The sequence below is a fragment of the Oceanicaulis sp. LC35 genome (assembly GCF_052055585.1).
Taxonomy (GTDB): Bacteria; Pseudomonadota; Alphaproteobacteria; order Caulobacterales; family Maricaulaceae; genus Oceanicaulis.
In genome coordinates this window covers 1,303,669-1,317,655 of record NZ_CP170485.1, presented here as the reverse complement: position 1 = coordinate 1,317,655, position 13,987 = coordinate 1,303,669, and the positions used below count along the sequence as shown (strand labels likewise).

Sequence of the window (13,987 nt, the reverse complement as noted above, 5' to 3'; positions counted from 1 at the left end):
AGCCTGAGTTATCTCGAAGGAGGCCTGACCATGAAGACCGCCATGACCCTGACCGCTGTTGCTGCGCTGGCTGGACTGTCCGCGGCGGCCTTCACGCAAGGCGTCGAAACGCAGGACATTTCGCTGGTCCAGCAAACGGTTGAAGGCAAGCCTTTCTATCTGGCCTCCACCCTTCTGGGCTCCAGCCTCGTGCTGGAAGATGGTCAGGTCCAGATCAAGGATCTGCTGCTGGATGACACCGGACAGCTGCAGGCGGTAGTGGTCAGCAATCCCGGTTTTCTGGGCGCTGACGCCGCCATTGCGGCAGACCTTGTCTATCTGGCGGGTCAGCCGGGCGATGAAATCCTGCGCACCGATGTCGCGCGTGCTGATTTCGACCTGCTGCGCGCCGGAGGCGGCTATGAACCGATCGGCCTGAACTGGGCGTCCGAGTACGACAACGCCCGCTCTGTCAGCGCCCTGATGGGGCAAGCGATCTCTGTGAACGCCGACACGCCCCCGATCGCAATTGACGACCTTGAGATCAGCGAAGGCGGCGCGGTGCTGGCCGTGCACTTTGAAAGCCGGGGCTGGCATTCGTTCAGCGATATGGACGGCCGCATCCCGGTCAATGCCGTGCAGCTTGATTACGACCAGCCCCAGGGCTGGACCGTGGCCGCCAATGTCAACGAGGCCCAGCTCAATGCGCTGGCCGGTCGTGACACCACCCTGTTCCTGAGCGCCGCCCCGGCGTCCTGATTTATTGATTGAAGGAGACCATCATGAGCACGCAACAAGCGACCGCGACCGGCGGTGACATCCTGCGCATTCTTCTGGCCATTCTGCTGCCGCCGCTGGGCGTCTTCTTCCAGGTGGGTCTGGGCCTGCACTTCTGGCTGAACATCCTCCTGACCCTGTTCGGCTATGTGCCTGGCATCATCCACGCGGTCTGGATCATCGCCACCCGCCGCTAGGCCATACGCCAGGTCTCGGGCGCTGGAAGTCTCCCCGTTCCAGCGCCCGAAATGTATCTGGATGCAGGGACGCCCACAGCGCCGCGACGATCGACCAGGTCGATCTGGAGCCCCCTAACCGGACCGCAGGTCCGCAAGGGCGAACGCCCGCCCGCAGCGAAGCGAGGAGCGAAAGCCCGCACAGGCTTGAGGATCAGGGAATTCCGGACCGCAGGTCCGCAAGGCCTAAGGCCGCCCGCAGCTTTAGCGAGGATCGACCGAGCGGAGGCGAGGGAGAACCGAAAGAAGTGGTGCGGGTGAGAAGACTCGAACTTCCACGTCATAAGACACTGGAACCTAAATCCAGCGCGTCTACCAATTCCGCCACACCCGCACAGGCAAGACAGGACGCAGAGTTAGCGTCTGGCGCGACCGATGGTCAATCTGCCTTTGCCGTTTGAACGCATAGCGCCATCGTCTGCTTCCGGGTCTGGACGCCTCGCCCCCAGACGCCATCATGAGACATCTTCGGCTAAAGGCGCTGCGATGTCTGATCCCCTCTCCCCTCCGCCCATCTCTGAAGACCGGTCTGGCGTCGACTGGGAAGCACGTTTCCGATCCGATGATGCGCCATGGGAGCGTCAGGGCATCCACCCGGCGGCGGAGGACTGGGTGCGCGAAGGCGAGATCCTGCCCGGCCAATCCCTTTTGACGCCCGGCTGCGGACGCAGTCAGGAACCCGGCTTTCTGGCGTCCAAAGGGATTGAGGTGACGGCGACCGATATCGCGCCGAGCGCCATTGCCTGGCAGAAGGCCCGTTTTGATGCTCTGGGCGTAACGGCGCAGGCGATCGAGACAGACGGCCTCGCCTGGCGGCCAGAGAGCGGATTTGATGCGCTGTACGAGCAGACCTTCCTGTGCGCGATCCATCCCAGACGGCGGGAGGATTATGAAGCCATGGCCCAGGCCTGCCTGAAGCCCGGCGGCAAGCTGCTCGCGCTCTTCATGCAAAAATCAGAGCTGGGCGGCCCGCCCTATGGCTGCAGTCTGGACGCCATGCGCGCACTGTTCCCGGACACACGCTGGATCTGGCCTGACACCCAAGCGCGCCCTTATCCTCATCCCGGAATGAACGACAAGGCCGAGCTGGGAATGGTTCTGATACGACGCTAACGCTGCGATAGCGGAGTTTTAAGCCCTTTGCGTGAAGATGGCGGCTCCAGAATGGAGCTCGCATGGCCACATTAAGCGCCTCTTTCGTCTCGTCGCTCTATAACGCTGGCGCATTGGCGTCCGGTGCAAGCAAGCGTGCGGCGTCCGCACAGGGCCAGCCTGCACCCAAAGCCTCCACCGAGGTTCAGGACCGGCTCAGCGAAGCGCTGAACGCGATGAAGCGTGCGCCGGACGAGCAGAAACAGGCCTCCCGCAACCGGGCGAGAGAAAGGGTCGAGGCCGTCCGCGAGCAGCTCAAGATCATCAAGGAATTGTACGCGCAGAACCCCAAGGAGATGGCGAAAGCGCTTCGCCATCTGGTCAAGGAACTCAAGTCTGCGCTCAAGGCCTACAAGGATGCGGGCGGCGACATGAACGCGGTCGGCAGCGCAGGCCTGATGGCGATGGCGGCAAGTCCTGCAGCCCCCGACACCACGAACACCGCAGCCGGTGAAGACGCCTCCGCCAATGGCGAACAAACTGATGCCGACGTCAGCGCTGCAGCACACCGTGAAGCCGAGGCGGATGCATCAACAGAACCGGAAGAGGATGCTGATCCTGCAGTCCCGGATGCCGTGAGCAATGCCGCGCGTCCTCAGATGGCCAGCAGGTCCGTGGATGAGCTGGACGCCCGTCTGGGCGAGCTGATGGGCGATGAAGAATTCGTCCGCTCTGTCGATGGATTGAAACGCAAGATCCAGGAATTGTTCGAGACGGCGAAGATCCAGTCCGCTTTCCTGGCGAAAGACAAGGCGCGCGACAACGCGTTTGAAGCGCTCGACGAAGACCTGGAAGCGTTGGACGAGGATGTCACCGAGTACAAACGCGATGTACAGGACGAGCTGATCGCGGTCCGGCTCGAGATCAAGATGATCGAGCGCGGCGAACTGTCCGTCCCCGTCTCTCTCGACCTGACCGCCTGAACCGCGCCTAGCGTTTGCCGCCCTCCTTGGCGGTCAGGGGCGCAAACTTCAGCACCAGGACGGCGATCACCACGCCGGCGATCAGGTTCGCCGCAAACAATCCCCAGATCACTCCGTTCGCGCCGCCCAGTAGATTGCCCAGCCAGGCCAGCGGGATAATCAGGACGAAGCCACGAAAAGCATTGCAGGCGACGCCAATGAGCGGACGACCAAGACCGTTGAAACCCGCCGCCGCCGCCATGGCCACGCCGTAACCGCCCATGGCGAAGGGCGCGATCGCCCAATACGTGATCGCGATGGCCTGCCCGCCCTCGGACGGCAGAAAGACCGGCGCCAGAAACCGGCCCAGCACCAACAGCAGCACCGCCATCGCAAAGCCCCAGCCTGCGCAGAACAGGAAGGATTTGACGAAAGCCTCGCGCACCCGGTCTTCCAGACCGGCGCCGCCATTCTGCCCTGTAATCGGACCGATGGAGCCTGACAGGGCGAACAGCGGGATCAGGGCCAGCGCCTCCACCCGCATCCCGACGCCCAGACCTGCGACGGCGGGCTCTCCAAACGGCGCCATGGCCGCAAACACCAGGGTGTTGGCGAGCGGGCCGATCATGTTGGAGCCCGAGGCCGGCGCGCCGATCCGCGCGATCTCGCGCCAGTTCCAGAACAGGGTGTCAAAACCGGGCCAGCTGAAATCGAGCATCTTCTCGCGAAAGACCAGGACCCCGACCGCAATCATGAAAACGGCCATGTTGGCGATCAGGGTCGCCAGCGCGGCCCCCGTCACCTCCATCGCGGGAATGGGACCAAACCCGAAAATCAGCAGCGGGTCGAGGATCATGTTGATGAAGGCCGCGATGATCATGATGACGCTCGGCACGATGGCGTCGCCCATCGCCCGCAGCAGATTGCTCGCCACCATAGGTCCGACCATGAAGACCGCCCCTGCGAACCAGATCGTCATGTATTCATGCACATAGGGCATCATCTGATCGGTTGCGCCCATCGCCCGGAACACCGGGCCTATCAGGGGAATACCGATGGCGCTGACCGCCAGCACCATGATGAAGGACAGGCTGAGCGCGTCTGTCGCCACGCGTTTTGTGGATTCTCCATCGCCCCGCCCGGCCGCACGCGCCACCACGGACACCGCCCCGGCGCCCAGACCAATGGAAATGCTCATCACCAGCATGGAGACTGGAAAGACGAACTGGACGGCGGCCTGCTGGTCCGTGCCCAGTCGTCCGACCCAGTAGGCGTCGATCACCCCGACAAGCATCATGGCCAGAATGCCGAAGCTCATCGGCGCGACCAGACGCACGATATGACGGAAGACCGACCCTTGCGTCAGGTCGTTCGAGGCGCGGGTGGAGGCCATGGGAACGCTTTCGTCAATTCGGAGAAATCAAAACAGCGCCATAGGTAGGACACCCCATGGCGCTGTTCCATGGCCGAAGTGGAAAAGCCTGTTCAAACCTTCCTAAAGGTCCGCGCTTCGCCTTCTATTCAGCTCGTCTGGTTCAGATCATAGGCAGCGAGACCTGCCAGATTGACGATATCAGAGACATTCGAGCCAACACGGGCGACCTGAACCGACTTCTCCAGCCCGATCAGAAGCCCCTCGATCACCGTCGCCCCGCCCGCAGCCTTCAGAAGACGCGCGGCAATGGAGGCTGAGTGGACCGCCGGCATGACCAGGACATTGGCGGCGTCAGACAGGCGCGAGAACGGGTAGCGATCCCGGTGGTTGGGGTCGAGTGCGATATCCACCGCCATCTCGCCTTCATACTCAAAGTCGAGATCGAGCTGATCGAGACGCGACACGGCGCTCTGGACCTTGGTGGTCCGCTCACCCGGCGGGTTGCCGAAGGTGGAATAGCTCATGAAAGCCACACGCGGGTCGAGACCCAGGCGACGCGCCGCATGGGCGGCGCCCACAGCGATTTCCGCCAGCCCGTTGGAATCAGGGAATTCGGTGACGTTGGTATCGGCGATGACCAGCATCTTGCCCCGCGCCAGCGCCACGGTCAGGCCGATGACACGCCCCCCCGGAGCCGGATCAAGCACCAGCCGGATATCGCTCATCGTGTTGGTGAAATGGCGCGTCACGCCCGTCACCATGCCGTCCGCATCCTCGAACTTGAGCATGCAGGCGGAGAAGACATTTCGGTCATTGTTCACAAGGCGCTGCACGTCCCGGCGCAGATAGCCCCGACGCTGCAAGCGCTTGTAGAGCCAGTCGGCATAGTCCGCATTGCGATCGGACAAGCGCGCATTCTGAATTTCCAGCACATCGTCCGGCAGCCCCAGTGATCGCATGTTCGCGCGGGCCACTTCCTCGCGCGCCACCAGCACCGCCTGCCCAAGCCCCTGGGACTGGAACGCAAATGCGGCGCGAATGACGGACGGCTCCTCGCCCTCGGCGAAGACGATACGCTTGCCCGAGCCCGAAATGGACTGGGTGACACGCTGCTGAAGCGCTGCGGTCGGATCAAGACGACGCGCCAGCGATTGGCGGTACTTCTCTTCATCCTCGATCGGGATACGGGCCACGCCCGTCTCGATCGCGGCGCGCGCCACATAGGGCGGCACAAAGCTGATCAGGCGCGGATCGAAGGGCGACGGGATGATGTAGTCGCGGCCAAAGCGCAGACCGCCATCAGACTTGTTCGCGGTGGACACTTCATCGGGAACGTCCTGACGGGCGAGATCGGCCAGCGCGCGTGCTGCGGCGATCTTCATCTCCTCATTGATCGTCCGGGCGCGCACATCCAGCGCCCCACGGAAGATGTAAGGAAAGCCCAGCACATTGTTGACCTGATTGGGAAAATCAGAACGGCCAGTCGCCACGATCGCGTCTGAACGCGCGGCGCGGACCTCGTCTGGCATGATTTCCGGCGTCGGGTTCGCCATGGCGAAAATGATCGGATCGGCGGCCATGGATTTGACCATGTCCTGTGTGACCACGCCGCCTGCGGACAGCCCCAGGAAAACGTCCGCATCCACCATCGCTTCCTTCAGCGTACGAAGGTCAGTGGTGCGGGCATGTTGCGCCAGACGGTCATGCAGATCATTCCGGCCGGTATGCACTACGCCGTTCACGTCCACGACGGTGACATTGTCGTGCTGTACGCCCAAAGACTTCACCAGTTCGAGCACCGACAGGCCCGCCGCCCCGGCGCCGCACAGCACCAGTTTCACATCCTCGAACTTGCGATCGGTCAGATGGCAGGCGTTGATCAGGCCTGCGGCAGCGATGATCGCGGTGCCGTGCTGGTCGTCATGGAACACCGGGATATCGAGCTTCTCGCGCAAGCGCGCCTCGATCTCGAAGCATTCCGGGCTCTTGATGTCTTCAAGATTGATGCCGCCAAAGCTGTCGCCAAACCCGGCCACGCAATCAACGAACTTGTCGGGGTCGGTGTAGTTGATCTCGAGATCAAAGCCGTCAATGTCCGCAAAGCGCTTGAACAACACCGCCTTGCCTTCCATCACCGGCTTGGAGGCCGCTGCACCCAGATTGCCCAGCCCCAGGATCGCCGTTCCGTTGGACACGACGGCGACCGTGTTCCCCTTGGAGGTGTAGTCATAGACCGCGTCGGGGTTCTCGGCGATCGCCCGCACCGGCGCCGCCACGCCGGGCGAATAGGCCAGCGCAAGATCGCGCTGCGTCGCCATGGGCTTGGTGGGGATCATCGCAACCTTGCCCGGCGGGCTCGCGCGGTGAAATTCCAGCGCGTCGGCGTCGGTCGAGGAAAGCTTTTCGGTATCGGACATGGTGGCGATGGATCTATCTGGTGTGGTGGAACGTGTCTGAGCTATACGCGTCTGCGCGGTCGCTTGCTACACCGACGGACGCATCAATCGCTGCAGGGCTGCTTTCCGGAACATGGCGGCCGAAACTGCTTCAAGCGCATGCGGCAACTTCTCGAGCACTGTGTCCACTATTCCCCCCGCTCCCAGACGACGACCGGCCTCTCCGTGAACGTAGACCGCAGCGGACGCCGCATCCCGGGCGCTCTCGCCCTGCGCCAGGAACGCGCCGATCAGGCCGGCGAGCACATCCCCAGTCCCCGCAGTCGCCAAACGAGGGCTGGCGTGAACATTCACCCGCACATCACCCTGCGGGGATGCGATGACCGTATCAGCCCCCTTGAACACCACGACAGCGCCGCATCGCTGCGCCGCCAGCCGCGTCCGTTCAATCTTGTTCGCCCTGAGCGATGCGTCCGTCAGGTCCGGGAACAATCGGGCGAACTCGCCAGCATGAGGTGTCAGCACACACTGGTCATGCAAGGCCGCAAACAGGCTGTCAGGCTCATCCTGAAAGACGCTCAGCGCATCCGCATCGAGGACGAGCGGAATTTTGCGGCTCAAGGCGGACAGCACGCGCGCCTTCAACCGATCATCCACCCCGGCTCCGGGGCCCATGACCGCTGCGCTGGCGCGATATTGCTCAAGAACATCGCCAAACGGAGCCTCCTGATCGAAAGTCCTGGCGACAAGACTGTCTGAAGCAGAGGCGATCTCATTCAACGCGCCCTGCCCCGACAACACCGTCACAAACCCCGCTCCGCCGATCTGCCCGGCCCGCGCAGCCAGCCTGGCGGCGCCAGTCGCGCCATAGCCGCCTGCGAGCACGCACAGACGACCGCGACTGTGCTTGTGGGCGTCCCTGTCCACATCCGCCCCGGGCACAGACCAGAGGTCAGGATGGTTGAGGGTTGCAGTAACCGTCGCCGCCTCACTCCAGCCTTCCGGAATCCCGATATCAACCAGCACCGTGTCGCCACACAAAGCGCGTGAAGGCGACAGGAGATGGACAGGTTTGAAACGGTGAAAGGTGACGGTCAGGTCCGCCCGGAATACGCATCCCTCCTGAACGCTGGCATCTCCGGACAGTCCGCTGGGCGCATCCACCGCCACACACACTCCGCCAAAGCGGTGACTGTCTTGCGCCAGACGGGCCGACTCTCCCTCCAGCGCCCGGTTCAATCCGGCGCCGAACATCGCATCCACGACAAGCTCGTGCTCGTCCAGACGGCATGAGGACAAACTCTCGATCTCTCCCGTCCAGAGAGACGCCGCCCGGGCCGCGTCGCCCGCAAGGCGGGCGCGATCGGTAAAAGCGTACACCCGGACCGGCCAGCCCGCCGCCTCCAGAAGGGACGCAATAACCCATCCGTCGCCGCCATTATTGCCCGATCCGCACAAAACAGCCGTCGGTCGTGGCGCCCATCTGTCCTGAATGGCCCGGGCGACGCCCTGTCCCGCCATCTGCATGAGTCGCCAGCCAGAAACGCCGTGAGCGATCGCGTACGCGTCCGCATCCTGCATGGCTGAGACCGTCAGAATGGCATGAGGCTGCTCTGGCATAATCTGCGACTCCCGAATTTTGCACGAACTTCGAGCATTTACGCTCACGCATGAAGCATCCTAGATTTTGCGCATCTACGCGTCGATACGATGTCTTGCAGTGCAGACCGTGTCCTTTAGCGTGCCAGTCGTGAGCGGAGGCCCCGAATGAAAAAAATCGAAGCGATCATCAAGCCGTTCAAGCTGGACGACGTAAAGGAAGCCCTGCAAGAGATCGGACTCCAAGGCCTGACCGTCACCGAAGCCAAGGGCTTTGGCCGCCAGAAAGGCCATACCGAGCTCTATCGCGGCGCGGAATATGTCGTCGACTTCCTGCCGAAAATCAAAATCGAGCTTGTGATCCCCGACAACCGTGTCGAGGCCGCCGTAGAAGCCATTCAAACCGCCGCCCAGACCGGACGGATCGGTGATGGCAAGATCTTCATCCTCCCGGTGGAAGGCGCGATCCGCATCCGCACCGGCGAAACCGATGATGACGCCATCTGACCCCGAATACTGCAATCGCCCGCCAGCACCCACAGCCAGCAATTAAGGACCCTGCCATGTCTGCTGATAAGATCCTCAAGCAAATCAAGGACGAAGACATCGAATTCGTCGACCTGCGCTTCACCGACCCGCGCGGCAAGCTGCAACACGTCACCTTCGACGTGGACATGGTTGACGAAGACTTCTTTGAAGAAGGCTCGATGTTCGACGGTTCGTCCATCGGCGGCTGGAAAGCCATCAACGAGTCCGACATGGTCCTCATGCCCGACGTGAAGACCGCCTCAGTCGATCCGTTCTTCCAGCAGACCACCCTGTCCATCGTTTGCGACATTCTCGAGCCAGACAGCGGTGAAGCCTATAACCGCGACCCGCGCACCACGGCCAAGAAAGCCGAGAACTTCCTGGCTGCTTCCGGCATTGGCGACACGGCCTTCTTCGGCCCGGAAGCCGAATTCTTCGTCTTTGATGACGTGCGTTGGTCAACGGCCCAGAACAACACCTTCTACGCGCTCGATTCCGACGAAGGCCCCTACAATTCCGGCACCAAGATGGAAGGCGGCAACCTCGCCCACCGTCCGGGGCCCAAAGGCGGCTATTTCCCGGTTCCGCCGATCGATTCGCTTCAGGACATGCGCTCTGAAATGCTGTCCGTGATGAAAGAACTCGGCCTGCAGCCCGAGAAGCATCACCACGAAGTGGCGCCGTCTCAACACGAGCTGGGGATGAAATTCTCCACCCTCACCGAGATGGCCGACCGCATGCAGACCTATAAGTACATCGTGCACAACGTCGCCGCCGCCTATGGCAAGACGGCGACCTTCATGCCCAAGCCGGTCTACGCCGACAACGGCTCCGGCATGCACGTGCACCAGTCGATCTGGAAAGACGGCAACCCGCTGTTCGCAGGCGACAAGTACGCCGGCTTGTCTGACACCTGCCTCTATTATATTGGCGGCATCATCAAGCACGCCCGTGCGATCAACGCATTCGCCAACGCGTCGACCAACTCCTACAAGCGTCTGGTTCCGGGCTTTGAAGCGCCGGTGCTGCTGGCCTACTCGGCCCGCAACCGTTCCGCCTCGATCCGTATCCCGCACGTGCCGTCCGCCAAGGGCAAGCGTATCGAAACCCGCTTCCCCGATCCGGCTGGCAACCCGTACCTGACCTTCGCCGCGCTGCTGATGGCGGGCCTTGATGGCATCGAGAACCAGATCCACCCCGGCGACGCGATGGACAAGGACCTCTACGACCTGCCGGCTGAAGAGCTCAAGGACATCCCGACCGTCTGCTCGTCTCTGCGACAGGCGCTCGAATCTCTCGACGCCGACCGCGACTTCCTCAAGAAGGGCGGCGTGATGGATGACGATCAGATCGACGCCTATATCGACCTGAAAATGGAAGAAGTGTCCCGCATCGAACATCACCCACACCCGGTTGAGTTCGAGCTGTACTACAAAGTGTAGTCATAAGGCCTCTGCAGGCTTTCACGGCCGCTCCGGAACGCTCCGGGGCGGCCGTTTTCATTTCAGCCTCTTCTTCACAAAGCGAAATTGGCTGCGCCCGGGGTCTGGCGACGGTCGACGCGGGAAAAACCATGGGCTAGAAAGATGTCCAGACGCACGTATGGTTCACCTCTTGTGAACTTGCGCCCGACCGGAGACCGACGCATGCGCCGCAGCCTTTTCGCCGCCGTTTCCCTGTCAGCCCTGATTGCTTCCTCCCCGGCTTGGGCGGATGAAGAGATCAATGACGAACGCACCGAGCCGGTCGAAACCGCTGATGCGGATGGCGAAGGCAATGCCGATAACATTGTCATCGGCGCGAATGGCCGGGTGACGCTCATCGGCGTTCCCGGACCGGCCGTCCACATCAACTCCGACAACAATCTGACAACCACGAACGGCTCGATCATCCGGATCAATGACCGAGACGCGGATGGCGAAGCCGTCAACGTGGATGGCGCGGTCGGCATTCAGGTCGATCCGGGCGTGGAAAGCGACCTTACCCTTGGCGGACGCGTCTTCCTGGATGACAGCGATGATGGCGTGGACAGCGGTACGGATGACCTGCGCGACGCCGATGGCGACGGTGAAGTGGATGATCCCGATGGCGAGGCTGACGGCGCATTCGCTCAGGATCAGAACAAGACCGGCCTGCTGATTGGCGCTGTCGACGAGAATTTCGACCCGATTGCGGGTCAGGACCCTCTCACGGGCGACGTGACCATCACCAGCACGGGCTCTGTGGTCGTTCAGGGCCAGAACAGCTTCGCCGTCCGCGCCGTGACCGCCATTGATGGCAATTTCACCTCTCAGGGCACCATCGCCGTGACCGGTGAGAACAGCCGCGGCATCTCGCTTGAGGACAATGTCAGCGGCGATGTGGAAATCCGCAATGTCACCGCGGTCAGCCCTGGCGGCCAGGGCGCTGTCGTGGAAGGCGATGTGGGCGGCGGCATTCGCGCAGTCGGCACGATCCAGGCCTATGGCTATCGCACCACCCGCCGCTTCAGCGAAGAGCTGATGCAGCTGTTCGAGAATGAAGCTGAGGCGCTCGAGCGTGGCGACGTGGCGGACAATCTGGATTCCGGATCCGCTTTCCTGATCGCCGGCTCCGTCACCGATGGCGTCTTCATCTCTGCAGCCGGCACGATCCAGGCCTATACCGGCACGGGCGCCGCACTCGAGATTCGTCCTGATGAGGATGGTACGGGTGATCAGGTCATCGGCGAAGTTTTGCTGCCCGATGACTACACCACCGGCCGCACCGATGATGACGAAGAGGACGACCTTCTTGGATATGCCGTCGTCAACGAAGGCACGATCGCCAATAACGGCATTTTCGACGGCAAGGATGCGACGGCGTTCCTGATTGTCGGCCGTGATGACGGGGGCGTGCTGCGCTCGGTGATTCTGGGCGCGAATGGCGTGCAGAACGTCAACACAATCCAGGCCACCGCCTATGACGGCGTCGCGACCGCCGTTCGCTTCGGCGAAGGCGCGCAGGCAGAATCCTTCCATAACACCGGCATCATCCGCGCTTTTGCGAGCCTGGGTCATGCCGAGGACGGTTTCGCGGACGACGCTTTCGGAACCGGCTCCGCGATTGCACTGGATCTCGATGAGAACTCCCAGCTCCGCGCCATCCTCAACGCGACCGGAACGATCTCTGCAACGGTGAACGGGGGCGGTCAGAGCGCGATTGCAATTCGCTCCAATGACGACAGCCTTGAGGAAATCCGCAATGGCGGCTCCATCAGCGCCGTCACCAACTCCCTGACCGATGAGTTCTCTGAAGAGGATATCGAGACCATCGCCATTGATGCCCGCAACAATCATGGCGGCCTGAGCATCATCCAGGAACAGGCCTATGATGATGAAGGCGAAGCGATCGGCACGCCGATCATTCGCGGGGACATCCTGCTGGGCGACGGCGATGACCGCGTCGAAATCAATGCCGGCTCTGTAAACGGCGATATCTCCTTCGGCCTCGGCGCCGACGTGCTTGTCATCAACAACGGCTCTCTGAATGGCGCGATCAGCGACGCGGACGGCGACCTGGTTCTTGATGTCACCAATGGCCAGATCGGCCTGACCGGCTCTGACGCCCTTGCCCTGCGCGACGCCATCTTCCGCAATGGCGGCGTTCTGGAAGTGGTGATCGACTCTGAAGACCGGGTGAACGCGTTCGTGAACGCGACGGGTGACGTCACCTTCGAGGAAGGCTCGTCCCTCTCCGTCGGTCTGCAAAACGTCATCGGCCAGGGCGGCACGTTCGAGATCATCACCGCTGGTACGCTGACCATCGCGAATGAATCCGACGCCCTGAACACGTCGGACTCACCCTTCCTCTACAATGCCAGCCTCGAACGCTCGAGCGAGGACAGCAACAAGATCGTCCTCACCCTCGAGCTGAAGACGGCGGAACAACTGGGCATGCACGCCAATCAGGCCGCCGCCTATGATGAAGCGCTCGCCGCGTTTGAAAGCATCGAATCGCTGGGCGCCGCCTTCGCAAGCCTGCGCACCGCCGAACAATTCTACGGCGCGTACGACCAGCTTTTGCCTGAATACGCCGCCAGCGCCATCCAGTTCGCACTGGCTGCAAACGACGCTGCAGCGGGCGCCCTTCAGGGCCGCTTGCGCAATGCCCGTCTGGCGCCCGACGATCTCGCCGGCGTCTGGATCCAGGAATTTGGCTATTATGCCGACCGCTCCAGCACGGCGTTCGGTCCCGGCTATCGTGGCCAAGGCGTGGGTCTGGCGGTCGGTCTGGACCGTCCCGTGGGACCGTTCTACGCCGTTGGCGTCCAGCTTGTTGGCGCGGCGAGCGAGATTGAAGAAACCAACGGCTTTGACCAACCGATGGTTTCCATGTCCGGCCAGTTCGGCGGCTATGCCGCAATGGAGCTCGGCGGTTTCGACATCTCGGGCAATGTCGGCATCGGCTATGACTATTTCGAGACCGATCGCGAGATCCGCATTGGTGACTTCACCGCGCTGACCAATGCAGACTGGAGCGGCTGGCACGCCACCGCCAGCTTCCAGGCCGGTCGCGACTTCGCCTTCGGCAAGTGGGTTCTGCGCCCAGAAGCGGACCTCACCTACCTGACCCTGTTTGAAAGCGGCTATTCGGAAACCACGTCCGGCACGAATGCGGACGCCATCTCCGATCTGGCGCTGATCGTCGACGACCGCGACTCCTCCACCTTCCTGGGGTCGGGCACGCTGACGCTGGCGCGTCGCTTCGGCACCGACACCTCCTGGTGGGCCCCCTCCATTCGCGTGGGTTATCGGGGTGAGTTCTCAAGCTCTGGCGGCGAAACCACGGCTCAGTTCGGCGAGGACGGCAATCCGTTCACGCTGCGGTCCGAGCAACTGGCCAATTCCGGCGCCCTTCTGGGCTTCGGCTTCAGTGCAGGCTCCGACTATTCGACCTTCACCTTCGCCTATGACGCCGACGTCCGTGATGACTTCGTGCGCCATGTCGCTCGTCTGGTTATCCGCCTGACATTCTAGAACAACTTCACATAGGCCGATTGCACGCATGAGGGGAATCTGTTAG

Annotated in this window: 10 protein-coding genes and 1 tRNA gene; 7 read left to right on the top strand and 4 right to left on the bottom strand. The window is 62.3% G+C overall.

Features of this window, described 5'->3' with window-relative positions; translation table 11 throughout:
* Positions 1-30: 30 nt before the first annotated feature.
* Together ACFELO_RS06195 and ACFELO_RS06190 are read left to right on the top strand one after the other, a co-directional pair.
* Positions 31-738 carry a PRC-barrel domain-containing protein gene (locus ACFELO_RS06195; RefSeq protein WP_440959674.1) on the top strand — a complete coding sequence of 236 codons (708 nt, stop codon included), beginning with the start codon at positions 31-33 and terminating at the stop codon, positions 736-738.
* A gap of 23 nt (positions 739-761) precedes the next feature.
* Positions 762-953 (top strand): YqaE/Pmp3 family membrane protein, encoded by a 192-nt coding sequence (locus ACFELO_RS06190; RefSeq protein WP_440959673.1) that lies wholly within the window; start codon positions 762-764, stop codon positions 951-953.
* A 288-nt stretch (positions 954-1,241) separates the two neighbouring features.
* Here ACFELO_RS06190 and ACFELO_RS06185 read toward each other — a convergent pair.
* Positions 1,242-1,326 (bottom strand) — tRNA-Leu (locus ACFELO_RS06185).
* A 152-nt stretch (positions 1,327-1,478) separates the two neighbouring features.
* Between ACFELO_RS06185 and ACFELO_RS06180 the strand changes: the two genes are divergently transcribed.
* A complete protein-coding gene (locus tag ACFELO_RS06180; RefSeq protein WP_440959672.1) occupies positions 1,479-2,105 on the top strand; it encodes a methyltransferase domain-containing protein in 627 nt (208 codons plus the stop codon).
* Positions 2,106-2,167: 62 nt separating this feature from the next.
* A complete protein-coding gene (locus tag ACFELO_RS06175) occupies positions 2,168-3,067 on the top strand; it encodes a hypothetical protein (protein WP_440959671.1) in 900 nt (299 codons plus the stop codon).
* Positions 3,068-3,074: 7 nt separating this feature from the next.
* Here the strand turns inward: ACFELO_RS06175 and ACFELO_RS06170 are convergent, their stop codons facing one another.
* The 3 genes from ACFELO_RS06170 to ACFELO_RS06160 form a co-directional block, all read right to left on the bottom strand.
* A complete protein-coding gene (locus tag ACFELO_RS06170; protein WP_440959670.1) occupies positions 3,075-4,439 on the bottom strand; it encodes an MATE family efflux transporter in 1,365 nt (454 codons plus the stop codon).
* A 128-nt stretch (positions 4,440-4,567) separates the two neighbouring features.
* On the bottom strand, positions 4,568-6,838 hold the full coding sequence (locus ACFELO_RS06165) for an NADP-dependent malic enzyme (RefSeq protein ID WP_440959669.1): 2,271 nt from the start codon (positions 6,836-6,838) through the stop codon (positions 4,568-4,570).
* Between the two features lie 66 nt (positions 6,839-6,904).
* Positions 6,905-8,437, bottom strand: coding sequence for an NAD(P)H-hydrate dehydratase (locus ACFELO_RS06160; protein ID WP_440959668.1), 1,533 nt, complete (start codon positions 8,435-8,437; stop codon positions 6,905-6,907).
* 147 nt (positions 8,438-8,584) lie between these two features.
* On the opposite strand from ACFELO_RS06160, the gene ACFELO_RS06155 reads away from it, so the two are divergent.
* The 3 genes from ACFELO_RS06155 to ACFELO_RS06145 all read left to right on the top strand — a co-directional run bounded on the left by ACFELO_RS06155 (position 8,585) and on the right by ACFELO_RS06145 (position 13,941).
* Entirely contained in the window at positions 8,585-8,923 is a 339-nt protein-coding gene (locus ACFELO_RS06155) for a P-II family nitrogen regulator (protein WP_009801031.1), read from the top strand.
* 56 nt (positions 8,924-8,979) lie between these two features.
* Positions 8,980-10,386 carry a type I glutamate--ammonia ligase gene (gene glnA, locus ACFELO_RS06150; protein WP_440959667.1) on the top strand — a complete coding sequence of 469 codons (1,407 nt, stop codon included), beginning with the start codon at positions 8,980-8,982 and terminating at the stop codon, positions 10,384-10,386.
* Between the two features lie 204 nt (positions 10,387-10,590).
* The gene (locus ACFELO_RS06145) at positions 10,591-13,941 is read left to right on the top strand and encodes an autotransporter outer membrane beta-barrel domain-containing protein (RefSeq protein WP_440959666.1); all 3,351 of its coding nucleotides are present in this window, start codon (positions 10,591-10,593) and stop codon (positions 13,939-13,941) included.
* The last annotated feature ends 46 nt before the right edge of the window (positions 13,942-13,987 follow it).